The sequence below is a fragment of the Streptomyces sp. NPDC056883 genome, assembly GCF_042788835.1.
In the GTDB taxonomy this organism is placed as follows: Bacteria; Actinomycetota; Actinomycetes; order Streptomycetales; family Streptomycetaceae; genus Streptomyces; species Streptomyces stoeckheimensis.
Window position 1 is genome coordinate 21,839 of the sequence record NZ_JBHUBS010000011.1, and the last position, 24,049, is coordinate 45,887.

A 24,049-nucleotide genomic window follows, 5' to 3' on the forward strand; every position below is an offset into this window, starting at 1 on the left:
ACATCCTTTGGGGGCGCAGCCGGCGGTGATGGACCGGGACGGCGTGGACCGTGCGCTGGCCCGGCTGGGTGCGGAGCACGAGGCCGTCGAGACCTCGCTGCTCGCGCTCCAGGACCACTCCGGCCGACGGCTCCTGGAGGGCGCCGGGCTGACCGGGGTCACCAAGGAGCGGTGGGCCGAGGCCGATGCGGCCATCACCCGGCTGTGGCGGTACTTCGACGCCTACAGCGGGGCGCTGGGCGCCGCCCGGGAGATCCGCGAGCGGCGGCGCTGGCCGAGCCGCGAGGACCTGGTCGAGCTGACGGACCGGCTGCGCGGGCCCGGGGTGCTGATCTCCGGTGCCGCGGTGGAGGGGGCCCCGCTCGCGGAGCGGTTCTCCCTGGCCGAGCTGGTGTCCCGCATGAACGAGCTGTACGCGAGCTCCCTGGACGTGGTGGTCGCCGCGGACTCCGTCTGGTCGGCGCTGCCGGCCCGGATCGACCTCCTCTCCGCCGAACTGCACCGCACCCGCGCCCTCGCCCACTCGGTGGGGGTCCGGCCGGGGGAACACCCCTCGGGGGACGACCTGGAGGCCATCACGGCCGAGCTGGCGGAGCTGCGGGCGCGGGTGATCGAGGACCCGCTGGCGTTCTGGTGCGCGGTGGCCGGGAGCTCCGCGCCGGGTGGCGGCCGTCCGGACACCGGGCGCTACGACCGGGCCGCGCGCGCCCTGGAGGACGTGCGCCGGGAGGTCGAGGCGGTACTGACCGTCCGGCAGGACGCCGAGCAGCGGCTGATCGGGCTGCGGGACGTGCTCTCGCGGGCCGACCGGACCCTGGCGGAGGCCCGGGTGGCCCGCGGTGAGGTACTGGCGAAGATCGCGGCGTCCGAGGTGCCCGCGGTGAGCGGCCCGCCGACGGTGCTGCAGGAGCAGCTCTCGGCTGCGGCCGAGTACCGGCGCCGGGCCCAGTGGCACCGGCTGTCGCCGCTGCTGGAGTCCTTGGAGGAGCGGGCCGAGGAGGAATTGCGCCGGGCCCGCGAATCGTTGACCGCGGTGACGGCTCCGCTGGCCGTGCGCGCGGAGCTGCGCGGTCGGCTCGACGCCTACCGGGCGAAGGTCGCCCGGCTCGGCATGGCGGAGGATCCGCTGCTGATGGAGCGGTACGACACCGCCCGGCGGATGCTGTGGAGCGCTCCCTGCGATCTGCGGGCCGCCGAGCAGGCGGTGCTGCGCTACCAGTGGGCCACGGCCGAGGCGCTGCCGTCACCGCAGCAGGACCAGCGGGACCAGCAGGATCAACAGGGGCACCGACCGGTGCGCGAGTGGCCCGACGGGCCGAGGGAGGGGGACGCGTGAGTCTGATCGGAACGGCGTGCATGCGCCCCGGCTGCCCGGGGACGTACGAGGACATGGGCGGCGGCGAGGTCTACTGCGGCACCTGCGGGCTGGCGCCGGCCGGCGCCGTCGCGGCGGGCGCCGAGGAGCTGGTGTCGGTCCCGACGGCGATGACGAGCGCGGCCCGCCACGGGGACTCCCAGGGCTCGCAGGGCTCGCACGGGTCCGGGCGGTCCTCGTCCTCCTCCTCCCGGGCTTCCCGCTCGTCGCGGTCGTCTTCCTCCCGGCGTTCCGTGTCGGGACGGCTCTCGCGCGCCCTCTCCGGGGCCGCGTCCACCCGGTCGGTCTCGGTGCGCAGTTCGGGTTCGGCCGCCTCGGGGTCGGGCCGCAGCCGCCTGGGCGCCGGGCTGGTCAACGTACCGGAGGTGCCTCGTCCGGATCCTTCGGCGGCGGTGCTGGAGAACCCGGAGGTCCCGGAGCGCAAGCGGTTCTGCTCGCGGTCGGACTGCGGGGCGCCGGTGGGGCGGGCCCGCGGGGAGCGGCCGGGACGGACGGAAGGTTTCTGTACCAAGTGCGGGCACCCGTACTCCTTCGTGCCCAAGCTGCGCGCGGGCGACCTCGTGCACGGCCAGTACGAGGTCGCGGGCTGCCTCGCGCACGGCGGGCTGGGCTGGGTCTACCTCGCGGTGGACCGGGCCGTGTCGGACCGGTGGGTGGTGCTCAAGGGCCTGCTGGACACCGGGGACCAGGACGCGATGGCGGCCGCGATCTCGGAGCGGCGCTTCCTCGCGGAGATCGAGCACTCCAACATCGTGCGGATCTACAACTTCGTGGAGCACCTGGACCAGCGGACCGGTTCGCTGGACGGGTACATCGTCATGGAGTACGTCGGCGGCAAGTCCCTCAAGGAGATCGCCAACGAGCGGCGCAGGCCGGACGGCCGCCGGGACCCGCTGCCGGTGGAGCAGGCGTGCGCGTACGGCATCGAGGCGCTGGAGGCGCTCGGCCACCTGCACACGAGGAACCTCCTCTACTGCGACTTCAAGGTCGACAACGCCATCCAGCAGGCCGACCAGCTGAAGCTGATCGACATGGGCGCGGTCCGGCGGATGGACGACGAGGAGTCGGCCATCTACGGCACCGTCGGCTACCAGGCGCCGGAGGTGGCGGAGGTCGGCCCGTCGGTCGCCTCCGACCTGTACACGGTGGCGCGCACGCTGGCCGTGCTGACCTTCGACTTCCAGGGCTACACGAACGTGTTCGTGGACTCGCTGCCGGACCCCGAGCACATCGAGGTGTTCGGGCGGTACGAGTCCTTCTACCGGCTGCTGGTACGGGCCACCGACCCGGATCCCGGACGGCGGTTCGCGTCCGCGCAGGAGATGGCGGACCAGCTGACGGGGGTGCTGCGGGAGGTCGTCGCGCTCCAGACGGGCCGCCCGAGGCCGCAGGTCTCCACCCTCTTCGGCCCCGAGCTCCGGGTGCCGGACGACCGGCTGTTCACCGACGACAAGTCCGGCGGCCACGTGTCCCGGCTGGGCGAGCGGGCCGTGAAGCGCCGGCGGACGGGCCGGAGCCCGGCTCCGGCCGCCGTCCCCGCACCCGCGCCGCTTCCCACCCCGCCTCCCGGCGCCGCCGTGTCCGCGGGGGCTCCCGCCGCTCCTCCTTCGAATGCTCCGATCACGGGGTACGGCACGACCGGGCTGGTCACCACGGCGACGCACCGGGCCGCCGGTCCCGGCGTACCGGCCCCGCGACCGGCGCCGACGACCGCACCGCTGCCGCCCGTCGGGATCACCGCCGCGCGAAGGCCCGAGCCGTCCACGCTGGACACCCGCGAGGCCGCGCTGGCGCTGCCCGTGCCGCTGGTCGACGCCGGGGACCCCAACGCCGGTTTCCTGGCCGGCCTGCTGGCCTCCGCCCCGGCCGACCTGCTGACCGCACTCGGCTCGGCGCCCGCCGAGTCCGCGGAGTTGCGGCTGCGGGAGCTGCGGGCCCGGCTCGAACTGGGCGGCGCCGACGCGCCGCTCGTCGCCGACGCGCTGGCCCGGCTGGAGGCGCAGCACCCCGACGACTGGCGCGTGGTGTGGGCCCGCGGCATCTCCTCGCTGGCCGTCGGGGAGGACGAGACGGCGGCCCTGTCCTTCGACGCCGTCTACGACGCCTTCCCCGGCGAACCGGCGCCGAAGCTGGCGCTGGGGCTGTGCGCGGAGGTGCTGGGGCAGCTGGACAACGCCGCCGAGTACTACCGGCTGGTGTGGGCCACGGATCCGGGGTTCGTCGGGGCGGCGTTCGGGCTCGCCAGGGTGCAACTGGCCACCGGGGACCGGGCCGGAGCCGTGCGCACGCTGGAGTCCGTACCGGAGGTCTCGATCCACCACACCGCCGCGCGGGTGGCGGCCGTACGGGCACGCCTGCGCGACCGGTCTCCCCAGGAGGCTCTGCTTCCCGATCTGACGGCGGCCGCGGCGCAGGTGGAAGCCCTGGGGCGGTTCGGCCTGGACTCGGTGCGCCACGAGCGGCTCAGGGCGGAAGTTCTGGGCTCGGCGCTGGACTGGGTACTGTCGGGTAGCCGGGGTTCCGACCCCGGCCCTGCCCCGCTGCTCGGCTGCCAACTGGACGAGCGGGGGCTGCGCTTCGGCCTGGAGCGCTCGTTCCGCGTGCTGGCTCGGCTGGCGCAGCGGGGCGAGGAGAGGATCGAACTGGTGGAGCGGGCAAACCGTTTCCGTCCCCGGACGTGGGTGTGATTGATGTCGATGCATCGGCTGTCGGGCTGCCCCAGCTGCGCGGAACCGCTGGAGGAGGGTGACCGTTTCTGCGGCCTCTGCGGCTACGCCCTCACCACCCCGGCCCCCACGGAGCCCGGCCCCCCGCAACGAACGACCCCGCCGATGGGCACGGCTCCGGCCGCGCCGGCGTTCCCGGCGGGCTCGGCGTACGCGACCCCGGCGGCTCCGGACGCCCCGGCGGGTGGGATCCCGGCCGCGCGCGGGCTCGCGTCGTCCGACGAGGACCTCGCTCCGCAGTACTCCGGCGGCTACGCCGAACCGGCGGCCCCCGGGTACGCCGGCGAGGCCGCGCCCGGCTGGGGCAGCGTCTCCACCGCCGCCCCCACCCTGGTGTCGGGCCCCACCGGCTGGTCCGACCCCGGCTCCCCGGCCGACCCCCACGGCACGCCTCCGGCCCCGGAGAGCCCGTACGGCGCGCCCCCTCAGGGCCGGCACCCCGCGGACACCGCCCCCTACGGAGCGAGCACGCAGGGCACGGGTTCCGCGGGCGGAGCCGCATACAGCGGCCACGAAAGCCACGATGCGTACGGCACCCCGGGCCCCGGCGAGCACGCCTCCCCCTACGACCACCCCGCCCAGCCGGGGCAGCACCCCGGCGCCGAGGCCCCGTACGGCTCCGCGACCGGCGGGCACGACCCGGCCGGCCACGGCACCGACCCGCAGAACCCCGGCCCGACGCACGAAGCCCCGTACGGCAGCCCCTCCTCGCAGGGGTACGCCCCCGGCGGCGAAGCCCCGTACGGCAGTTCCACCCCCCAGGGCCACCAGCCCGGCGGCGAGGCCCCGTACGGTGGCGGCCCCGCCGAGCAGGGTCCCGCCCCGCAGGGGGACGGCGGGGGGAAGACCTGTGTGGCCTGCCGGGCCGGGCGGGTGGACACCGACGGGTACTGCGAGCACTGCGGCCACGCGCAGCCCCGGGAGCGGGACCACCTCGAGGAGGAGCTCGGGAGCGTCGCCGCCGTCAGTGACCGCGGGCTGCGCCACCACCGCAACGAGGACTCCTTCGCCGTCGCGGCGACCGCGCTGCCCGACGGCTCCGCCGCCACCGTGGCCATCGTCTGCGACGGCGTCTCCTCCGCCAGCCGCCCCGACGAGGCCTCCGCGGCGGCCGCCGGAGCCGCCAACGAGGCGCTGCTCGACGCCCTCCCCCGCGGCGCCCACCCCCAAGAGGCCATGCACGAGGCGATCCTGGCGGCCGCCGCCGCCGTGAACGCCCTCGCCCCCGAGGTGCCGGGCGCCCAGAACGCCCCCGCCTGCACCCTGGTCGGCGCCGTGGTCAGCCGCGGCCTGCTGACCATCGGCTGGGTCGGCGACAGCCGTGCGTACTGGGTCCCCGACGACCGCGCCGCCCTGCCCCGCCGCCTCACGGAGGACGACTCCTGGGCCGCCCAGATGGTCGCGGCGGGCCTGATGGGCGAGGCCGAGGCCTATGCCGACGTCCGCGCGCACGCCATCACCGGCTGGCTCGGGGCCGACGCGTACGAGCTGGAACCGCACACCGCCACCTTCAAGCCCGACCACGACGGTGTGGTCGTGGTCTGCACCGACGGACTGTGGAACTACGCCGAGTCCGCGCGCGACATGGCCCAGGTCCTCCCGCAGGACGCCGCCGTCCGGCCCCTGCACAGTGCGCAGGTCCTGGTGGGGCACGCCCTCGACGGCGGCGGGCACGACAACGTCACCGTGGCCGTCGTGCCCTTCGCGGCGAGCCCGGCACCAGTGCAGTCCCCGCCCGCCGGCGCCGCGGGCCCCGCCGCCCCGCAGCCCCAGGGCTGATCCCCGTCCTCGAGGAGTAGCGACCGATGGCGAACTTCGCCAAGCCGAGCGCCCCCCGCTTCAGCGTGGAGGTGTACCAGAACGAGTTCCTCGCCGAGGGCTCCCGCGACGTCCACGCGATCGTCACGGTCACCTCCACGGGCGGAGCCACGGCCACCCGGACGGCCGTCGCCCCGGGCGGCGCCGCCGTGGTGATCATGGTCGACTGTTCCGGTTCCATGGAGTACCCGCCCGACAAGATGCGCGGCGCCCGCGAGGCGACGGCCGCAGCCGTCGACACCCTCCGCGACGGCACCGCCTTCGCCGTGATCGCCGGTACCCACGTGGCCAAGGAGGTGTTCCCCCGCCGGGGCCGGCTCGCCATCGCCGACGCGACCACCCGCGCGCAGGCCAAGGAGGCCCTGCGCGGGCTCTCCTCCGGAGGCGGCACCGCCATCGGCACCTGGCTGCGTCTCGCCGACGGCCTGCTGCGCGGGTCCACCGCGGCGATCCGGCACGGGATCCTGCTCACCGACGGCCGCAACGAGCACGAGGACCCGGCCGTGCTCCGGGCCACGCTCGACGCCTGCGCGGGCCGTTTCACCTGTGACGCCCGCGGCGTGGGAACCGACTGGGAGGTCAAGGAGGTCACCGGCATCGCGAGCGCGCTGCTCGGCACCGCCGACATCGTGGCCGATCCGGCCCGGTTGAGCGAAGACTTCACGCACATGATGGAAAAGGTCATGGGCAAGGAAGTGGCGGACGTCTCACTGCGCCTGTGGACCCCGGTCGGCGCGGAGATCCTGTACGTCAAGCAGGTCGCTCCCGCCGTGCAGGACCTGACCGCCCGCCGCACGGAGGCCTCCCCGCGGGCCGGGGACTATCCGACGGGTTCCTGGGGCGACGAGTCCCGCGAGTACCACGTGTGCGTACGGGTCCCGGGCGCGGCCGTGGGCCAGGAGATGCTCGCCGCACGCGCCGCTCTCGTCATGCCGGGGGCTCCCGGCGAGGACCCGGCCGTGCTCGCCCAGGGCCTGGTCCGCGCCGTCTGGACGGACGATCTCGCCGCGTCCACCGCGATCAACCCCCAGGTGGCCCACTACACCGGACAGGCGGAGCTCGCGCAGGCCATCCAGCAGGGTCTGGAGGCCCGCAAACTGGGGGACGTCGGGGGCGCCACGGCCAAGCTCGGCCGGGCCGTGCAGCTGGCGAGCTCCTCGGGCAACGCCGACACCGCGAAGCTGCTCGCGAAGGTGGTGGATGTCGTCGATGCGGCGGCGGGTACTGTGCGACTGAAGGCAAAGGTCGCCGACGCGGACGAGATGACACTAGAAACGCGTTCCACTCAAACCGTTCGAGTGCGAAAATCTTGACGTAAAGCTTGACGCTCTGATCAGCCGCTCACCAGACGCCGATCAGCCGCCGATCCGCCGCACAGAAGAAGCAGCAGAAGCAGACCCTGCCTCGTTGACGCAGGAAGAAGGAGGAAGCGCCGCGATGCCGACCTGCCCGAACGGGCACCAGTCCGCCTCCGACGACTGGTGCGAGGTCTGCGGCCACCGCATGGCCGCTCCTACGGGCACCCCCGGGGCGCCCTCCTACGGCTACGGCTACCCTCCGACCGGCGAGCCGACGGCACAGGCCGAGCTCTGCCCGCAGTGCCGGACCCCGCGCGAGGCCATGGCCCCGTTCTGCGAGGAGTGCCGGTACAACTTCCTGACCCGTACGGCGACCTCGTACGCACCGCTCTCCCCGGACATGCCCGCGCCGCCGCAGCCCCCTTCCCCGGGCGCGCCCGCGGCCCCGCCGGCGTACTCCCAGGACCACTTCGACTACCAGGGCTCGCGGCCCTCCCGGGTCAACCGCCCGGCCGAGCCGCTGCAGCGCGATGACGACTGGATGCTGCCGCCTCCGGCGCGCCAGGACTTCCAGCAGCCCCCGTACCAGCAGCAGCCGCCGCCCCCGCAGCAGCACCAGCAGCCGCAGCACCAGGCGCCGCAGCAGCAGCACCAGGCCCCGCCGCACCACCATGCACCGCAGCCTCAGCAGCACCAGCCGCCGCAGGGACAGCAGGCTCCGCCGCCGTACCTGCAGCAGCCCTCCCGGACCGGGCAGTACCAGCCGCCCCAGGCGCCCCCGCACCACCAGCAGCCGCAGCAGCAGCACCAGGCGCCGCAGGCCCACCCGTCCTACCAGCAGCAGCCCTACCAGCCGCAGGCCGGCGGGGCCTGGACCGCGACCATCGGTCCGGACCGCACGTACTTCATGGCGATGATGCAGCGCAGCGGCCCCGAGGCGGCCGGGCTCGACCTGCCCGCGTACTCGCCCGAGCAGCACCTGCCGCTCGCCGGCGGCCAGATCACCATCGGCCGCCGCCGCGCCTCGACGGGCGAGTCCCCCGACATCGACCTCTCGGTGCCCCCGGAGGACCCGGGCGTCTCGCACCAGCACGCGGTGCTCGTCCAGCAGCCGGACGGCAGCTGGGCCGTGGTGGACCAGAACTCCACCAACGGCACCACGATCAACGGCGGCGAGGAGTCGATCCAGCCCTACGTTCCGGTTCCGCTCGCCGACGGCGACCGCGTCCACGTCGGCGCCTGGACCACGATCACCGTCCGGCGCGGCTGAGGCTCCTCGAACACGAAGAAGGCCCCCGGTGAACCGGGGGCCTTCTTCGTGTTCGGGTGCCGTCGTCCGGCCCGGCCGGCCGGCCTAACCGCCGACCAGCGGGTCCCGCACGTCCCGCCTGCGCCGCACGCTCACCACCACCGCGGTGACCAGCAGCAGGACCAGCAGGACGGCCATCCCGAGCGGGAGCAGGGTCCCGGGAATGACGCCGAAGTACACGAACGGCAGTCCCGCGAGCAGGACGGCCGGTCCGGTGCGCAGCCGGGCGAACGCGTGGCGTCCGGCCAGCAGCAGTCCGGCGGCCACCGGCACGACGAAGCGCAGCTGGGTGAGCGGGTACGACAGCGGGACCATCAGCACCGCGCCCACCATCACCGCCGTCCACGCCACCACGGCGGCCGCCCCGGCTCGTGTGCGGATGCGCGGAACCGGCCGCACGTCGGGCGGGCACGCCACCGCCACGAGGGCGAGGAGGAGCATCGGCCCGGTGGAGAGGGCCGAGATCCCGACACCGCCGACGCCCAGCCGGACGGTACTGGCCGCGAGCAGTGCCGCCAGTCCCACGAGCACGGTCCAGCTGCCCGCCGACCACCGCCCGGCCAGTGCGAGGAACACGCCGAACACGGTGACGACGTACGCGGCCACGAGCGCGAGGAAGCCCGGGCCGACGCCGCCCAGCCCGGCGACGATGAGCGCGTTGCGCATCACTCCGGTCCAGCTCAGCGCACTCGCTGCGACCGCGATCAGGGCGAACGGCGCCAGCGCGGCCAGGAGCCGGCCGGAGCGCCGGCCGGAGCCCAGCCCGAGCCGCATGCGCAGGGCGTGCCCGAGGACGTCGGCGCTCTCGCGCACCCGGGCCGGGGTCCCCGCCCCGCGGGTGGCCTCCCGGTACGCGTCGGATATCTCGTCACCGAACTCCCGCCGGTAGGCGGCGGGATACAGCTTCACCAGCGCGGTCACGCGTCCATCACCGCCCCGCCGGTCGCGAGCCGCCGCACGGGCGCCACGGCTGCGCGCAGGGCGCCGCCGAAGGAGGCACCCGCCCCGCCGAGCCCCAGCCGCCGGGTCGCCTCCTGCGCGGTGCGCGCGAGCCGGGCAGCCTCGGCGGCCAGGGTCTCCCGTCCGCGCGGGGCGAGCGCGTAGCTGCGCCGCCTGCGTCCGTCGACCACCTCTTCCTCGTGGACGGCGATGAGTTCCTGTTCCAGGAGCCGCTCCAGGGCCCCGTAGAGGGTTCCGGTGCGCATTTTGGTGCGGCCTTCCGAAATCTTCTCGACCTCCTGGGCGATCGCGTATCCGTGCCGCGGGGCATCGGCGATCGCCGTGAGGATCAGCAGGGTCGGCTCGCGAAGAGCTTGATCATTCACATCCGCACCATAGCTCGGCAGCCGACATATGTCGATAGCCGACCTATGGAGCTCCCGCCTATGACCGGCCGGCCTCCCCCAGGGGCCATACGTAGGGCCCCTGGGGATCGTCGAGCCAGGACCACTGCCCGGCGTCGCCGACCGTCACCCCGAAGCGCTCGCGCGCCGGCCGGCCCTCGCGCCGCCACAGGTCCAGCGCCTCCCGCGGGTGCAGGGCGCCCGAGGTGAGCACGAGCATGAACTGGAACCGCTCGTTCTCCACCAGCTCGTACGGGATCCCCTGCGGCATGCCGTACGTGCCCGGCGGCGCGGCCGTGGCCCCGCGCAGCGGCACGAAGTAGGCCGAGGTGTGCAGGAAGCGGCCCTCGGCGAACGCGGCGTCCCGCACCGTGAGCGCGATCAGCCCGGTCGACAGCGGGGCCAGGATCCGCGCCCCGGGCCGGCACTGGCCCAGCCAGGCGGGCGGGATCAGCGGGATCGTGCAAGTCACCAGGATCCGGTCGAAGGGGGCCCGGGCGGGGCAGCCGCGCGCCCCGTCGCCGGTGACGACGGCCGGGTGGTAGCCGAGCCGGTCCAGGTGTGCGCGCGCCGACTCGGTGATCTCCTCGTCCAGGTCCACGGTGGTGACCAGGTCGTCGCCGAGCCGGTGGCAGAGCAGGGCCGCGTTGTAGCCGGTGCCCGCGCCGATCTCCAGCACGTGGTCCCCGTCGCCCACGTCCAGGGCCTCCAGCATCTTGGCCATCAGCGAGGGCTGGCTGCTGGAGGAGACCAGTTCGCCGTCGCGCAGCCGGGTGGCGAGCGGGGCGTCGGTGTAGACCCCGCGCAGCCAGCGGGCCCGCCGTTCGGGGTCGGGGTCCTCGGCCCAGAGCCGCTCGTGTCCGGCGCCTCGGCCGGTGTAGTAGTACGGCACGAACACGTGCCGGGGCACGGCCGCGAAGGCCGCCCGCCAGCGCGGATCCTCCAGTGCCCCGGCTGCGGTCAGCTCCCGCACCTGGGCAGCGTGCGCGGTCTCCCGTACGTCGCGTACCTCGGCTTGTGCGCCCATGCCTCCACTGTCCTGCGGACGCCGCCCGGGTGCGACCGCGCTGCGGTCGCAGCGCGGTCGTACCGCGGTCGTGCGGGGCAGGGTCCCGGAGGTCCTGGGACCGGGGTCCTCCGTCCGGGCGTCTGAGACGATGGTCGGGTGAATGAGATTCCGCGGGGCACGGTCCAGGAGCAGACCTTCTACGAACTGGTGGGCGGCGAGGACACCTTCCGCCGTCTGGTCCACCGCTTCTACCAGGGGGTCGCCGAGGACCCGCTGCTGCGCCCGATGTACCCGGAGGAGGACCTCGGTCCCGCCGAGGAGCGGTTCGCACTGTTCCTGATGCAGTACTGGGGCGGCCCGAACACCTACAGCGAGAACCGCGGCCACCCGCGCCTGCGCATGCGGCACGCGCCGTTCCAGGTGGACGCGGCCGCGCACGACGCGTGGCTGGCGCACATGCGGGTGGCGGTGGACGAGCTCGCCCTCGCGCCGGAGCACGAGGCGCAGCTGTGGCGGTACCTGACGTACGCCGCCGCCTCGATGATCAACACCGCGGGCTAGGGGCGCCCGGCCGCGCCCCGGCCCGTAGGCGGTCGGCTAGACCGGGCGGACGAGCAGGGTGCCGAGGCCGCCCGGGCGGCGCGTGGCCACGGAACCGTACGGGGTGCGCAGCCGCAGCCAGCCGCCCGAGGCGAACAGGGCCACGGGCTCGGGGGCGCCGGGCTGGGAGGGTGCGGCGGGCACGGTGGACCGTACGGGCCGCAGGAAGCCCAGGGACTGCGCGGCGTGCACGGCGCGCAGCGGAAGTTCGGTGTCCCCCAGCGTGCGGGACCAGATCTCGCGGCCGATGCGGTCGCGCTCGGAGCGGGTCCGGTGCTGCGGGGGCAGGGCCTCGTCGCGGGCCCGGAACTCGGCGACGGCGGCCGCCAGGGCCTTGGCCATCGCCTCGGGACCGGGCAGCCCGGCCACCGGGGTCCAGCCGCCACGGGGCGGGAGCACGCCCGCCCAGGGCGGTCCGGTGACGGCCGCGGGGACGACGGCGCCGGCCGACTCGCCCTCGTCGACGGACTCCAGCAGCTCCCCGGCCGAGACGGTCAGGTCGAGCGGAGCGGAGAGGGGCGCGGCGAGCCGCACCGTACGGACGGCCAGGACGTCGAAGGACGGCGGCCGCCCGAAAACGGCGAGCGCGCCACCGCCGGCCTGCGCCTGCAGGCGGACGGCGGCGGCGCGGTCGTAGTGCACCAGCCGGCCCAGGAAGGCGGCGAGGTCCGCCGCCTCCCCGGAGTCGGCGAAGTGCAGCTGCTCGTTCATGCTGCGATGCCCCCGGCGGGAGCGCCGCTCTTCGGCTGTGCCTTCGGCTCGTCCAGGTACTCCTGGAGGAAGAGCTTCTCCTCGGCCGTGATGCGGCGGGGCCGCCCCTCGGCGAGGTTGTAGGGCACGACCACGGTCTCGGCGCGCACGTACACCGTCTCGGGCGCGTCCTCGGTCGCCTCGTCCTTGACCTCGTAGCGGATGGTCAGGGACGCGGCGCCTATCCGGGTCACCCAGGACTCGATGAGCACCGGCTCGTGCCGGTGCACGAGGGGCAGCTTGTAGTCGATCTCGTGACGGGCCACGACGGAACCGCCCGTGAAGGACTCACTGCCCTCCCCCGGCGCGAGGCGGAACATGAAGTCGATCCGCGCCTCCTCCAGATAGCGGAGGAAGACGACGTTGTTGACGTGCCCGAAGGCATCCATGTCCGCCCAGCGGAGGGGGCATCGGTAGTGGTGTCTGGCCATGGCCCGTTTCCTCGGCCCTCAGCCTCGGGTGAGCTTCTTGTAGGTGGCACGGTGCGGACGCGTGGCGTCCGCGCCGAGCCGCTCGATCTTGTTCTTCTCGTACGACTCGAAGTTGCCCTCGAACCAGTACCACTTGGAGTCGCCCTCGTACGCCAGGATGTGCGTGGCGACTCGGTCGAGGAACCAGCGGTCGTGGGAGATGACCACGGCCGCACCGGGGAATTCGAGGAGCGCGTTCTCGAGCGAGGACAGGGTCTCGACGTCGAGGTCGTTGGTGGGCTCGTCGAGGAGCAGCAGGTTGCCGCCCTCCTTGAGCGTCAGCGCGAGGTTGAGGCGGTTGCGCTCACCGCCGGACAGGACGCCGGCCGGCTTCTGCTGGTCCGGGCCCTTGAAGCCGAAGGCGCTGACGTAGGCGCGCGACGGCATCTCGACCTGGCCGACGTTGATGTAGTCCAGCTCGTCCGACACGACGGCCCAGAGGGTCTTCTTCGGGTCGATGTTGGCGCGGCTCTGGTCGACGTAGGAGATCTTGACGGTCTCGCCGACCTTGATGGCGCCGGAGTCCGGCGTCTCCAGGCCCTGGATCATCTTGAAGAGCGTGGTCTTGCCGGCGCCGTTCGGGCCGATGATGCCCACGATGCCGTTGCGCGGCAGCGTGAAGGACAGGTCGTCGATGAGGACCTTGTCGCCGAACGCCTTGGAGAGGTTGTTGACCTCGACCACGATCGAGCCCAGACGCGGGCCCGGCGGGATCTGGATCTCCTCGAAGTCCAGCTTCCGCATCTTGTCCGCCTCGGCGGCCATCTCCTCGTAGCGGGCGAGACGGGCCTTGGACTTGGTCTGACGCCCCTTGGCGTTCGACCGCACCCACTCCAGCTCTTCCTTGAGGCGCTTCTGACGCTTCTCGTCCTTGCGGCCCTCGACCTTGAGGCGGGTGGCCTTCTTCTCCAGGTAGGTGGAGTAGTTGCCCTCGTAGGCGATGGCGCGGCCGCGGTCGAGCTCCAGGATCCACTCGGCGACGTTGTTCAGGAAGTACCGGTCGTGGGTCACGGCGATGACGCAGCCCTTGTACTGCGAAAGGTGCTGCTCCAGCCAGTTCACCGACTCGGCGTCGAGGTGGTTGGTGGGCTCGTCGAGGAGGAGCAGGTCCGGGGCCTCGATCAGCAGCTTGCAGAGCGCCACGCGGCGCTTCTCGCCACCGGAGAGGTTGGTGACGGGCCAGTCGCCGGGCGGGCAGCCCAGGGCGTCCATCGCCTGCTCCAGCTGGGCATCGAGGTCCCAGGCGTTGGTGTGGTCCAGGATCTCCTGGAGCTTGCCCATCTCGTCCATGAGCGCGTCGGTGTAGTCGGTCGCCATTTCCTCGGCGACCTCGTTGAAGCGCTTCAGCTTGGCCATGATGTCGGCCGCGCCGTCCTGGACGTTCTCCAGGACCGTCTTGGACTCGTCGAGCTTGGGCTCCTGCATGAGGATGCCGACGGTGAAGCCGGGAGACAGGAAGGCGTCGCCGTTGGACGGCTGCTCCAGCCCCGCCATGATCTTGAGGACGGTGGACTTACCGGCACCGTTCGGGCCGACCACACCGATCTTCGCGCCGGGCAGGAAGTTCAGGGTGACGTCATCAAGAATCACCTTGTCGCCGTGCGCCTTGCGCGTCTTGCGCATGGTGTAGATGAACTCAGCCAAGAGAAACCGTCCGGCAGATCGATGGGTGGGCAGATACACCCCATCTTGCCTGACGTCCATCCCCGGGGGGAAACCCGTTCGGCCCCGGAGCCCTGACCTGGGCGGCGTCCGGAGGGGCGGTGCGCGGCCCGCACGGGTGCGTACGCGCGGAGCCCGGCACCGGCTGGTCCCGGGGATCACTGGGCAGGATCCCCCCGAAATGGCGGCCATGACGGCCACGGCTGCCTCGGGGAACCAGGGGGTTCAGTGGAGAGCGCACTCATCGGGTTGGCGGCTGCGGTGGTCGGAGTCACGGGCACGCTCATAGCCTCCGTCCTGTCGCAGAGGCTGACGGCCCGCGTGCAGTCGGAACAGTTTGCGCGCCAGCAGCAGGTCGCCGAAGGACAGTGGCTCCGCGAGCAGCAGGTGGTGGAGCTGACCCGCCGGCGCGAGGCCTACAAGAGCGTCAACGCCTCCTTCCGGCGCTACCGGACCCAGCTGATGAACTTCCTGTGGACCGTGCACAAGGACGCGGTGACCGCGGAAGCCAGGGAAGTGGTCGAAGAGGCCCGCCGCGATCACCACTCGGTGTTCGCCGAGGCCCAGCTGGTGGCGTCCGGAGAGGTCCTGGCCGAGCTGAACGACATGACGAAGGTCCTGTCGGAGACCTACCGGAGGATCATGTGCCTGGAGGAGGGCAACCCCGATCCGAACGGCTCGTTCGAGGAGATCCGAACGGACTTCGGCCGGCTCTGGCGGCAGTGGGAGCGGATGCTCGGCGCCATGCGGGCCGACCTCGGCGCGGGGAGCGACGCACCCGCCCTGCCGTCACCCCCCGCAGGTCGCCCCTTCACGCTCGACGGCCCGCCGTCGGCCCAGGTGGCTCCGGGTCCGTGAAAGGGCCCCGGACGGGCCGCGCCGCCCGGCAGGATGGCGGCCACGGGGAGCGGGCGGGGGCCGCCGTGAAGGCAGGGGGAGGCGGGGGACGTGGACAGCGGACTGATCGCGCTCGGCGCGGCCGTGGTCGGTGTGGCCGGGACGTTGCTGGCGACGGTGCTTTCGCAGCGGATGCTGGCGCGGGTGCAGGCGGCGCAGTTCGAGCGGGAGCAGCAGGTGGACCGCACGCGGTGGGTGCGGGAACAGGAGCTGGCGGAGCTGGCCCGCAGGCGGGACTGCTACATGGCGGCGAACGCCGCCTTCCGCCGCTACCGCATCGCCCTCATGGACTTCCTGTGGCGCGTCCACAGGGCAGAGGCCACCTCCGAGGACCGGACGGCTCTGGAAGAGGCCCGGGCCGGCCACCACGCCTCTTTCGCGGAGGCCCAGATGATCGCCTCCGCCTCGGTGCTGGCGAAGCTGGACCTGATGACCAAGAACATGTCCAGCGCGTACGCCCGCACGGTCCGGTTGGCGGACGGCCACCCGGAGCCCGACGGCTCGTTCGAGGAGATCCACACGAGGCTCATCGTGATCACGGAGCGCTGGATGGGGATGCGGGACACGATGCGGGACGACCTGGGCGTGGGAGGGGGCGTGGCTCCCGGAGAGCCGGACCCCACCGGTCTGGGGCGCCGGCCCCTCCCGGGGGCGGGTGAGGCCCCGGGAGGCGCCGGTGCGCCGTCCGTCAGCGGGGGCGGTAGACCGTGAGGGCGTCCGGGAGGTCGTCCAGGACCAGGGCGGTGGGGGCCTGGGCGTACTCGCCGTCGTAGGCGAGCGGGGTGCCGGCGGGGATGTCGCCCACGCGCAGGCTGCGCAGCCGGGTGGCGACGTGGACCGGGGATCGGGTCAGCGGGCCCGCGAAGGCTGCGGCGAGCAGGCGGGGGCCGGGGCGGCCGCCGCCGTGGACCAGGCGTACGTCGAGCAGGCCCTCGCCGAGGCTCTTGCGGGAGCGGGGCGCCGGGCCCGTGCCCTGGTAGGTGCCGTTGCCCGCGAAGAGCAGCCAGACGCTGCGCGGCTTCCCGGCGAGCTTGAGCCGTACCGGGCGCTCCGCGCGCAGCACCCGGTACGCCGCCAGCAGGGCGGCGGGGCCGCCGCCGATCCGGGGGGCCCAGCGGAGCCGGTGGCCGAGCAGCTCCGGGTAGGCCCCGATGCTGAAGTTGTTCAGGAAGTACCCGGCCCTGGTGTCCTCGGGGTCCGGCCCCGGGCCCGGGCTGAAGCGGCCGACGCCGATGTGGACCGCGTGACCGGCCGCCACGGCCCGGCAGGTGTCCTCGGCTCCCGCGAGGCCGAGGTCGAGCGCGAAGTGGTTGAGCGTGCCGCCGGGGAACACCGCCAGGGGGATCCCGGCGCGCAGCGCGGCGGTGGCGGCGGCGTTGACCGTGCCGTCGCCGCCGCACACCCCGAGGACGGTGGCCCGCTCGGCGGCCGAGGCCAGTTCGGCGGTGAGCTCCGGGCCCTCGCACAGGACGAGCTCGGCCTTCGGCAGCCGCTCGCCCAGCAGTACGTCGAGCCCCGTCGTCGCCGCCGTGCCCGACCCGGTGTTGACCACCACCGTGAGCCCGGCTCCGTCGGGCAGCGCGGGCGCCCCCGCGGCGGGCCGCTCGTCGCCCGGCATGATCCGGGCCTCCACGGCGTCCCGGGTGAGGCGGCGCACGACGAACCCGGCCGCCACGCCGAGCGCCGCGCCCGCGAGGACGTCCGAGGGGTAGTGGACCCCGGTGTACACGCGGGAGAAGGCGACGGAGACGGCGACGGGGGCCAGCGCTGCGCCCAGCAGCGGGGACTCCAGCGCCACTCCGGCGGTGAAGGCGAACGCGGACGCGGCGTGCCCCGAGGGGAAGGAGGTCGTACGCGGCTGCGTGGTCAGCTGCCGCGCGGCGGGCACCCCGTCCAGCACCGGGCGCGGTCTGCGCACGGACCATTTGCCGATGGTGTTGATGGTCGCGGAGGCCAGTGCCAGGGAGGCGGCCCCGCGCACGGCTGCCTTGCGGGCCCCGGCCGAGCCGAGGACGGCGATCCCCGCGGCGGCCCCGCCCCACAGCAGCCCGTGGTTCGCGGCCCGGCCGAGCCGGGGCAGCACCCGGTCGGCCCCGGGCCAGTGCCGCCGGGCCACCACGTCGAACAGCCTGCGGTCCCCTCGTGCGACCGCGCCCCGCCAGGTCAGTTCTTGATCAGCCATCTCCTGCCTCTACCCGGCCCCCCGCATCCGAACCAGCCCCCGCCCCGGGCTCCCGAATCCCACCCCTCCGGCCGAGCCCGTCCCATGGTCCCGGACGGGGTCCGGCCGAGCCCTGCCGGGGAGCACTGGATCCCCGGCCCGGTCCTACTCCGGGTCCGGCGTCCGGTCCGGGGTGGGGCCGTCCTCCAGGGGGCGCTTGCGCAGGAGGAGGACGACCAGGCCGCCCAGGACGACCAGGCCCACCGCCAGGGAGGCGATCACCGGGGTGGCCGCCGAGCTGCCGCTGGCGGCCAGCCGTTCCTCGGAGCTGTCCGAGTCCACGGGCGGGGCGGATTCCGACAGCGCGCCCATCGCGGTCATCGCCCCGCCCGACGCCGCCGCGTCGTCGGCCGGCTGGGCTGCGGGGAGCCGCGGCCACGTCGCCTTCGCCGTGGCCACCGCCGCGGACTCGCTGGAGCCGGCCACGATCTGGACCTGCGCCGGGACCCCGCTGGTGAAGACCCGCCCGACCGGCACGCGGGTGGATCCGCGGAGGGTGATCTCGGCGCTGCCGTCCGGTGTCCCCTCCGGCACCTCGAAGAACAGCTTCCCCCCGTTGACCGCGGAGCCGACCGGCAGACCTTGGGCGTCCACCACCCGCACCCCCATGGCCACGGCCGCCGCGTCCGGGGTCACGCTCACGCTCTGCGCTCCCGTCCGCACGGTGACCGGCCCGATCCGGGTGCCCAGCGGCCCCGACACCTCGCCGGGATCGACCGCGAGTGACGCCGGCGGTTCGGGCAGCCGCCGCGCCTCCCGCTGGAGGTAGTCGGCCAGCTTCTCCGCCTGCGGGTCGACGGCCTCCACCCATGCGCCCTCGGCCAGACGCCAGATGGCCACCTGGGTCCCGGCCGCGGCGCTCTCCGCGGTGAGCGCCCCGGCTCCGGCCGCCTTGGCGAGTCCGGCCAGATCGTTCAGCTGGGGGTAGGAGTGCTCCAGCACCCAGCGGATCCGGCCCGCCTCGCCGTTCCCGGCGAGCGGCGTGCCGCTCCACCCGGCCTCCGTGAACCGGGCCTGGGGCTGCGCATCGCCCGCGACGCCGACTCCGTACGTCTGGAGCATGCCGCCGCCGTCGACCCGCATCTCGTACAGTCCCGCCGGGATCTGCCGCGCGGTCCCGTCCGTGCCGCGCAGGACGGCCTGTCCGTACGTCTTCAGCCCGTCCAGGACGGCGCTCGCTCCCTCCGGCGTCCTGGGTGCGGCCGGGCCGGCGTCGGCGGCCGCGATCGCACCCGGTGCCCCGGCCAGCGCGGCGGCGAGCAGGGCCACCGCGATCGGCCGGCGCACGGAGCCCCGTATGGCAGCGGCGGACGTGGTGCGCGTCGCCGGTGCGTCGCAGGCCTGCCCGGCAGGGGGAAGCGGAGCGCCGCCAGGAGTGCCGACAGGAGCCAGGCCCATGGCGGCGGCAGGAGCGGAGGGAGCGGGAACGGCAATCGACACAGTCTTCCCCTTCGGGCCGAAGGCCCAGGTGCCCGTGAGTACCGGGGAATCCTAGCCTCCTCGAACACTCAGACCACCGCCGCCTTCTGAGGGGCCATCAGCGGCACGTCCGTCCTGACCACCCGCCGGAAGGCCGCCGTGCCGCGGTTCAGGTCGTGCCCGATGGCGGTCGCGTCGATGTTGGCCGAGAACCACCGGTTGCCCTCCCCGTCGGGCGGGTCCTCCCGCACCCGCAGCCTTCCGTGCACCACCAGCGGTTCACCGACGGAGACGGATCCGGCGAGGTTCACGGCGAGGCCGCGCCGGGCCCACACCGTGTAGAAACTGGTGGGCGCATCCGCCCAGGTCTCCTTCTTCCGGTCGTAGTACCTCGGGGTGACCGCGAAGCGGAACCGGGCCGCCGGGCCGCTCGCCGTGTCCTTGTAGTCGATCTGCGTGGCCACGTAGCCCACCAGCGTCACCTGGGTGTCGTTCATCCCGGCCGCCCTTCCGGGGTCCGGCGGCGCGCTCGACCACGCACCGCTGCGACCCGCATTCCGTACCCGCCCGGACCATCCGCACGGGGTACGACCATGCTGGCCCGGACGGCCGGAACCCGTCGGCGGCTGTGGACTACTGACGGCTTGTGGACAACTTCGCCACCGTCGCGTACTGCTCGCGCACCTCCCGGTAGCGCAGCAGCTCCGCCGCGACCGGTTCCAGCACCCGGGCCCGGCCGCAGCCGGCCGCAGCCTCGCGCAGCCGCCGCTCCGCGTCCTGCCCGTAGCGTCGTGCCGGACCCCTGGCCCCGATCGAACAGGCCCACTCCACGAGGGGTCCGCCGATGATGCCGGCCACCATCAGCAGGACCGGCGGCATCAGGCTCGGCTCCAGCACCCCGGCGATCTGCCCGACCAGCCACAGCCCGCCGTAGATCTGGAGCAGGGTCATGGCGGCCTGTGCCAGCACCGCCGCCGGCCACCACGAGGGCCGCGGCGGGCGGGCGCTGGGCACCGCGACGGCCGGCCCGAGGGTCACCGCGATCTCGTCCAGCGCCTGGGGGAGCCCTTCGGCGCCGCGGACCGCGGTCTCCCGTACGGCCTGCGCCCAGGGGTCGGGCAGCCCGTGGACCGCCTCGTCGGCGACGGTCCGTACGGCCTGTTCCACCCGCTGGCGGGCCGTCACCTCTTCCTCGACCGGCGCTTCGGACGCCGCCGGGGAACGTCCGATCGCCGCCAGGGCGGCGAGGCCGGCCAGCGAGCGCGGGGAGCGCCGGCTCTCGTACCACCGCCACAGGCGCAGCCACGGGGTGCCGCAGGCCTTTCCGGCGTTGCGCCGCCAGGCCCGCTCGGCGGCGAGCCCGGCCGCGTACGCCCCGACCGCCTCTGCGAGCCGGTCCTCGAACTCGGCGCGCGCGGTCTCCCCGATCTCCGGCCCGGCGTGGCCGTCGGCCACGTAGAGCGGCCGCAGGCGGGCCGCGGCCTTGTCGACATCGGCGGAGATGCGGCGGGTCGCGGCGCCCTTCTCCTGGGTGAACTGTCCGAGCATCTCGCGCAGTTCCCCGACGCCTTCACCCGTAAGGGCGGAAAGTCCGATGACGGTGGCCCCCGGCTCGCCGTGTTCGCCGAGTGCGATCCCGTCGTCGTCGAGGAGCCGGCGCAGGTCGTCCAGTACGAGATCGGCGGCCTCTCCCGGCAGCCGGTCCACCTGGTTCAGCACGACGAAGGTCACCTCCGCGTGCCCGGCCAGCGGGCGCAGGTACCGCTCGTGCAGGACGGCGTCCGCGTACTTCTCCGGGTCCACCACCCACACCACCGCGTCGACCAGTGCCAGGACCCGGTCCACGTGGTCGCGGTGGGCGCCGACGGCCGAGTCCAGGTCGGGCAGGTCCACGAGGACCATGCCGCGCAGCACCTCGGCCTCCGAGGTCTCGCGGGGGCGGCGGCGCAGCCGTCCGGGGATCTCCAGCCGGTCCAGCAGGCCCGCGGCTCCGTCGGACCAACTGCACGCGATGGGTGCGGCGGTCGTCGGCCTGCGCAGCCCGGTCTCGGAGATCTGCACTCCGGCGAGTGAGTTGAAGAGCGTGGACTTGCCGCTTCCGGTGGCTCCGGCGATGGCGACGACCGTGTGCTGCGCCGACAGGCCGCGGCGCGCGGCCGCCTCGTCCAGGACGCGTCCGGCTTCGGCGAGGGTCTTTCCGTCGAGGATCCTGGTCCGGGACAGCCCGATGAGCTGGCGCAGCGCGTCGAGGCGGACCCGCAGGGCCTGGGCCTCGGGGCTGAGCGGGGGCGCCGGGGCCTTGCCGCCGTCGCTTCCGGCGCCGGAAACCGCCCGTACGAGTGCTTCGTCGCCCTCCTCGTCACCGCTCCCGGGCCAGTCGTCCTCGCTGGTCCGGGGGCGCGAGCGGGCGATCAGTCCGTCGTCCCAGCGGTCGTCGGTGCGGTCGGTCAGGGCGGTCACCGCGTCACCTCTCCTTCTGCAGTACGGACAGCGCGGCGATCAGCTCGGCCTGGGGTTCGGGACTCACTTCGAGCGCTTCGATCGGGGCGAGGCGGCGGTCGCGTTCGGCGCGCAGCACCTGGTCGAGGTGCTCGGCGACGAGCTCGCCGCCCCGGTCGCGCAGGCGTACGGCGGCCTGGACTCCGATCCGCTCGGCGAGCTTCTCCCCGGCCGGCCGGGCCCGCTTGCCTCCGAGGAGGGCCGCGACCAGCAGGGCGGCGACCCCGTCGGGGTCGGGCGCGGGCTGCTTGTCGAGCCGCGCCACCTCTTCCTCGGCGAGTTCCTCCAGCACGCGCCGCCAGCGGCGTACGGCCATGCCGATACGTTCCGCCGCCTCCCGGTCGGGGGCCGGCAGGGACACCGCGCCGGCGGCGGGCTCGCGCCGCCAGGCCTCCGCGATGCGTTCGTCGGCGGCGGCGACGGCGCACTGGAGCAGCGCCGCGAGGGATTCCGCGAGGGAGTCGAGCAGTTCGTCGGCGCTGGTGTCGAGCGGATAGCCGCGCCAGCGGGTCAGTGCGTCCCCGGCGAGTACGGCGCCCCGGTCCAGGCGGCCCCGGACCCGCTTGCCCTCCCGCTTGTACGCGTCCTCGACGGCGAACGTCAGCCGTACGGCGGCGGCGTGCTGGGCCGCGACGGCCGAGGCGAGCTCCGGCATCCGGCGCCCGAGGGAGTCGAGCGCGCCGAGCGCGGTGCGCCCGACGGCGTACTGGCGGGCGGCCGGGTCCTGCGCGTGGTGCGCGAGCCAGGCGAACAGCGGGGCCACGGCGCTGGCGGGCAGCAGCCCGCCCCCGCCGGCCGATTCGGGCAGCTCGGGCACCGTGAACCGGGGCACCTCGCCGAGCCCGGCCCGCGTGAGCAGGGCCCCGTACTGGCGGGAGACCTCGGCGAGCACCTGGTGCGGGACCCGGTCGAGGACGGTGACGAGGGTGGCCTTGTACTGCTTGGCGGTGCGCAGGAGGTGCCAGGGCACGGCGTCGGCGTACCGCGAGGCGGTGGTGACCATGACCCAGACGTCCGCGGCGCAGATGAGCTGGGCGGCGAGGGTCCGGTTGTCGACCACCAGGGAGTCGATGTCGGGGGCGTCGAGGATGGCGAGGCCGCGGGGCAGGGTGGAGACCGTCTCGATCCGCACCTCGCGGGGGGTGGGCGGGTACCCGCGCCCGTGCCGGTCGCCCGGCCGGTGCGCGGACTTGCGGGCGGACACGGGGGTGTCCTCGTCGTCCTGGGGAGCCCAGACCCGCATCAGATCGGGCAGCACCCGCACCCCGGCGAACCAGTGGTGGTCATCCGGATGGCAGACGAGAACGGGGGTGCGCGTCGTGGGCCGGAGTACTCCGGCTTCACTCACTTGGCGCCCCACGAGGGAATTGACGAGGGTGGACTTACCGGCCCCGGTGGACCCGCCGACGACGGCGAGCAGCGGCGCCTCCGGCGCCTTCAGCCGGGGTACGAGGTAGTCGTCGAGCTGCGCGAGCAGCTCCGCTCTGGTCTGGCGGGCGCGGGGGGCGCCGGGCAGGGGCAGCGGCAGACGCACGGACGCGACCCGGTCGCGCAGGGCGGACAGGGCATCGAGCAGCTGAGGCCGAACATCCAAGGTCACCACATGCGAAGAATGCCCAATTTAGGAGCATTTTTGAAGCTTATACGTCCTCTGCGCGCCGAGCGCTACTCCAGCGGCACATCCCGGACACAGCGGACGAGTGGGGCGCAGGCATAACGAGTGCACAACACCCAGGGCGCCACGGCGCAAAAGCGGTGCGAGAATCGCACCTGCCTGCGATTATCGGGACCGCTTCACCGAACCTCCACATCGTGGCACGCGAGTGAAGCAACCGGGACAAGGCAACCGGAGCCCTATCCTTGACCCGGCACGGACCACAGCCCCACCCCCATCCAGGGGCTCCAGGCCACCACGGCCACCTTCCGGCCCCCGTAGCTCAGTGGATAGAGCAGGTGCCTTCTAAGCACTTGGCCGCAGGTTCGAGTCCTGCCGGGGGCACTCCTCCCACCCATCCCTCAGCCCTCCCTTCCGGGAGGGCTTTTCCGCAGGTCAGCGGCACCCTAACCCGGCCGCCGTAGCGGCTGCGTAAGCCCCGGACCGGCGATGCGGGTCCGGCGGACTGCTCGGTGGGCTCCTCGGTCGACTACTCGGCTGACTACTCGAAGGCCTTGACGGCCTGGTAGTAGGTCCACGCGGTGCCCTCGCACGAGGCCCTGCGGGCGCCCGAGTAGCGGGCGCAGACCCGCTTCAGGTCGGCGTGGAACATCTCGTCCAGCCGGGGCTTGGACGCCCGGAACTCCCCCGCCGCCTTGTAGTTGCGGTAGCCGAAGTCGTGGCGGGCGCAGGCCGTCCGGAAGGGGAACCCGAAGGGGTTGTCCGGGGACGTGGTGCAGTAGTCCGTGGACCAGTCGAAGCCGTACGGCTCCCACTCGGCCCGGTTGTCGCGCGCCGCGGTCCAGGCGTCCTGGCTGGCCGCGCCCGACTGCGTCCAGCCGCTCAGCACCTGCGGCTTGTCCTGCGGAACCAGCGGAACCGGCGGGGACTGCCGAGCCGCGAACGCCGTTGGCGCGAGGGCCAGTACGGCGGCCAGGGCGACGGAGACGAGAGCGGACAGGCGGGCTCCGGTCCGGGTGGGGGTGCGGGCGGGGGCTG

General features: G+C 74.0%; 20 protein-coding genes and 1 tRNA gene. 9 read left to right on the forward strand and 12 right to left on the reverse strand.

Translation table 11 applies throughout. The annotated features are described in order from the left end of the window. Positions 1-28 precede the first annotated feature (28 nt). From ACFRU2_RS25050 to ACFRU2_RS25070, 5 genes are all read left to right on the forward strand, one after another. Positions 29-1,336: a hypothetical protein gene (locus ACFRU2_RS25050; protein WP_382976350.1), complete on the forward strand. Its 1,308-nt coding sequence runs from the start codon at positions 29-31 to the stop codon at positions 1,334-1,336. Between the two features lie 5 nt (positions 1,337-1,341). After that, complete coding sequence (locus ACFRU2_RS25055) at positions 1,342-4,062, forward strand: tetratricopeptide repeat protein (protein ID WP_382976352.1); 2,721 nt, start codon at positions 1,342-1,344, stop codon at positions 4,060-4,062. 3 nt (positions 4,063-4,065) lie between these two features. Next, the gene (locus tag ACFRU2_RS25060) at positions 4,066-5,880 is read left to right on the forward strand and encodes a protein phosphatase 2C domain-containing protein (protein ID WP_382975821.1); all 1,815 of its coding nucleotides are present in this window, start codon (positions 4,066-4,068) and stop codon (positions 5,878-5,880) included. Positions 5,881-5,906: 26 nt separating this feature from the next. Beyond that, on the forward strand, positions 5,907-7,232 hold the full coding sequence (locus tag ACFRU2_RS25065) for a VWA domain-containing protein (RefSeq protein ID WP_382975824.1): 1,326 nt from the start codon (positions 5,907-5,909) through the stop codon (positions 7,230-7,232). Positions 7,233-7,356: 124 nt separating this feature from the next. Continuing rightward, the gene (locus ACFRU2_RS25070) at positions 7,357-8,487 is read left to right on the forward strand and encodes an FHA domain-containing protein (protein WP_382975826.1); all 1,131 of its coding nucleotides are present in this window, start codon (positions 7,357-7,359) and stop codon (positions 8,485-8,487) included. Positions 8,488-8,571: 84 nt separating this feature from the next. Here the strand turns inward: ACFRU2_RS25070 and ACFRU2_RS25075 are convergent, their stop codons facing one another. From ACFRU2_RS25075 to ACFRU2_RS25085, 3 genes are read right to left on the reverse strand one after another with little or no spacing between them, the layout of a single operon-like run. Next, positions 8,572-9,447: a hypothetical protein gene (locus tag ACFRU2_RS25075; protein WP_382975829.1), complete on the reverse strand. Its 876-nt coding sequence runs from the start codon at positions 9,445-9,447 to the stop codon at positions 8,572-8,574. Further along, positions 9,444-9,851 (reverse strand): PadR family transcriptional regulator, encoded by a 408-nt coding sequence (locus tag ACFRU2_RS25080; RefSeq protein ID WP_382975831.1) that lies wholly within the window; start codon positions 9,849-9,851, stop codon positions 9,444-9,446. The genes ACFRU2_RS25075 and ACFRU2_RS25080 overlap by 4 nt, the downstream gene beginning before the upstream one ends. Positions 9,852-9,909: 58 nt before the next feature. Continuing rightward, positions 9,910-10,896: a methyltransferase domain-containing protein gene (locus ACFRU2_RS25085; protein ID WP_382975834.1), complete on the reverse strand. Its 987-nt coding sequence runs from the start codon at positions 10,894-10,896 to the stop codon at positions 9,910-9,912. A gap of 138 nt (positions 10,897-11,034) precedes the next feature. Here ACFRU2_RS25085 and ACFRU2_RS25090 point away from each other — a divergent pair, with 138 nt between their 5' ends. Then, complete coding sequence (locus ACFRU2_RS25090) at positions 11,035-11,439, forward strand: globin (RefSeq protein ID WP_382975836.1); 405 nt, start codon at positions 11,035-11,037, stop codon at positions 11,437-11,439. A gap of 36 nt (positions 11,440-11,475) precedes the next feature. On the opposite strand, the gene ACFRU2_RS25095 is transcribed toward ACFRU2_RS25090, so the two are convergent. From ACFRU2_RS25095 to ettA, 3 genes are read right to left on the reverse strand one after another with little or no spacing between them, the layout of a single operon-like run. Beyond that, the gene (locus ACFRU2_RS25095; protein ID WP_382975839.1) at positions 11,476-12,189 is read right to left on the reverse strand and encodes a hypothetical protein; all 714 of its coding nucleotides are present in this window, start codon (positions 12,187-12,189) and stop codon (positions 11,476-11,478) included. Continuing rightward, positions 12,186-12,659: an acyl-CoA thioesterase gene (locus ACFRU2_RS25100; RefSeq protein WP_382975842.1), complete on the reverse strand. Its 474-nt coding sequence runs from the start codon at positions 12,657-12,659 to the stop codon at positions 12,186-12,188. Before ACFRU2_RS25100 ends, ACFRU2_RS25095 begins: the two co-directional genes overlap by 4 nt. Before the next feature lie 18 nt (positions 12,660-12,677). Further along, positions 12,678-14,342 (reverse strand): energy-dependent translational throttle protein EttA, encoded by a 1,665-nt coding sequence (gene ettA / locus ACFRU2_RS25105; RefSeq protein ID WP_382975845.1) that lies wholly within the window; start codon positions 14,340-14,342, stop codon positions 12,678-12,680. A gap of 246 nt (positions 14,343-14,588) precedes the next feature. Here ettA and ACFRU2_RS25110 point away from each other — a divergent pair, with 246 nt between their 5' ends. Together ACFRU2_RS25110 and ACFRU2_RS25115 are read left to right on the forward strand one after the other, a co-directional pair. Beyond that, a complete protein-coding gene (locus ACFRU2_RS25110; RefSeq protein WP_382975847.1) occupies positions 14,589-15,218 on the forward strand; it encodes a hypothetical protein in 630 nt (209 codons plus the stop codon). A 90-nt stretch (positions 15,219-15,308) separates the two neighbouring features. Further along, positions 15,309-15,968, forward strand: a complete 660-nt coding sequence (locus tag ACFRU2_RS25115; RefSeq protein WP_382975850.1) for a hypothetical protein — start codon at positions 15,309-15,311, stop codon at positions 15,966-15,968. Here the strand turns inward: ACFRU2_RS25115 and ACFRU2_RS25120 are convergent. The 5 genes from ACFRU2_RS25120 to ACFRU2_RS25140 form a co-directional block, all read right to left on the reverse strand. Next, the gene (locus ACFRU2_RS25120; protein ID WP_382975853.1) at positions 15,946-17,439 is read right to left on the reverse strand and encodes a bifunctional phosphatase PAP2/diacylglycerol kinase family protein; all 1,494 of its coding nucleotides are present in this window, start codon (positions 17,437-17,439) and stop codon (positions 15,946-15,948) included. The genes ACFRU2_RS25115 and ACFRU2_RS25120 overlap by 23 nt on opposite strands. A gap of 144 nt (positions 17,440-17,583) precedes the next feature. Next, positions 17,584-18,918 carry a thioester domain-containing protein gene (locus ACFRU2_RS25125; RefSeq protein ID WP_382975856.1) on the reverse strand — a complete coding sequence of 445 codons (1,335 nt, stop codon included), beginning with the start codon at positions 18,916-18,918 and terminating at the stop codon, positions 17,584-17,586. A gap of 68 nt (positions 18,919-18,986) precedes the next feature. Further along, complete coding sequence (locus ACFRU2_RS25130) at positions 18,987-19,394, reverse strand: single-stranded DNA-binding protein (protein ID WP_250739535.1); 408 nt, start codon at positions 19,392-19,394, stop codon at positions 18,987-18,989. 136 nt (positions 19,395-19,530) lie between these two features. Further along, complete coding sequence (locus tag ACFRU2_RS25135) at positions 19,531-21,357, reverse strand: GTPase (RefSeq protein ID WP_382975859.1); 1,827 nt, start codon at positions 21,355-21,357, stop codon at positions 19,531-19,533. A gap of 4 nt (positions 21,358-21,361) precedes the next feature. Continuing rightward, positions 21,362-22,990, reverse strand: a complete 1,629-nt coding sequence (locus ACFRU2_RS25140) for a dynamin family protein (protein WP_382975862.1) — start codon at positions 22,988-22,990, stop codon at positions 21,362-21,364. A 332-nt stretch (positions 22,991-23,322) separates the two neighbouring features. Here ACFRU2_RS25140 and ACFRU2_RS25145 point away from each other — a divergent pair. Next, a tRNA-Arg gene (locus ACFRU2_RS25145) sits at positions 23,323-23,395 on the forward strand. 157 nt (positions 23,396-23,552) lie between these two features. On the opposite strand, the gene ACFRU2_RS25150 is transcribed toward ACFRU2_RS25145, so the two are convergent. Continuing rightward, positions 23,553-24,011 carry a phospholipase gene (locus ACFRU2_RS25150; RefSeq protein WP_382976353.1) on the reverse strand — a complete coding sequence of 153 codons (459 nt, stop codon included), beginning with the start codon at positions 24,009-24,011 and terminating at the stop codon, positions 23,553-23,555. Positions 24,012-24,049: the final 38 nt, after the last annotated feature.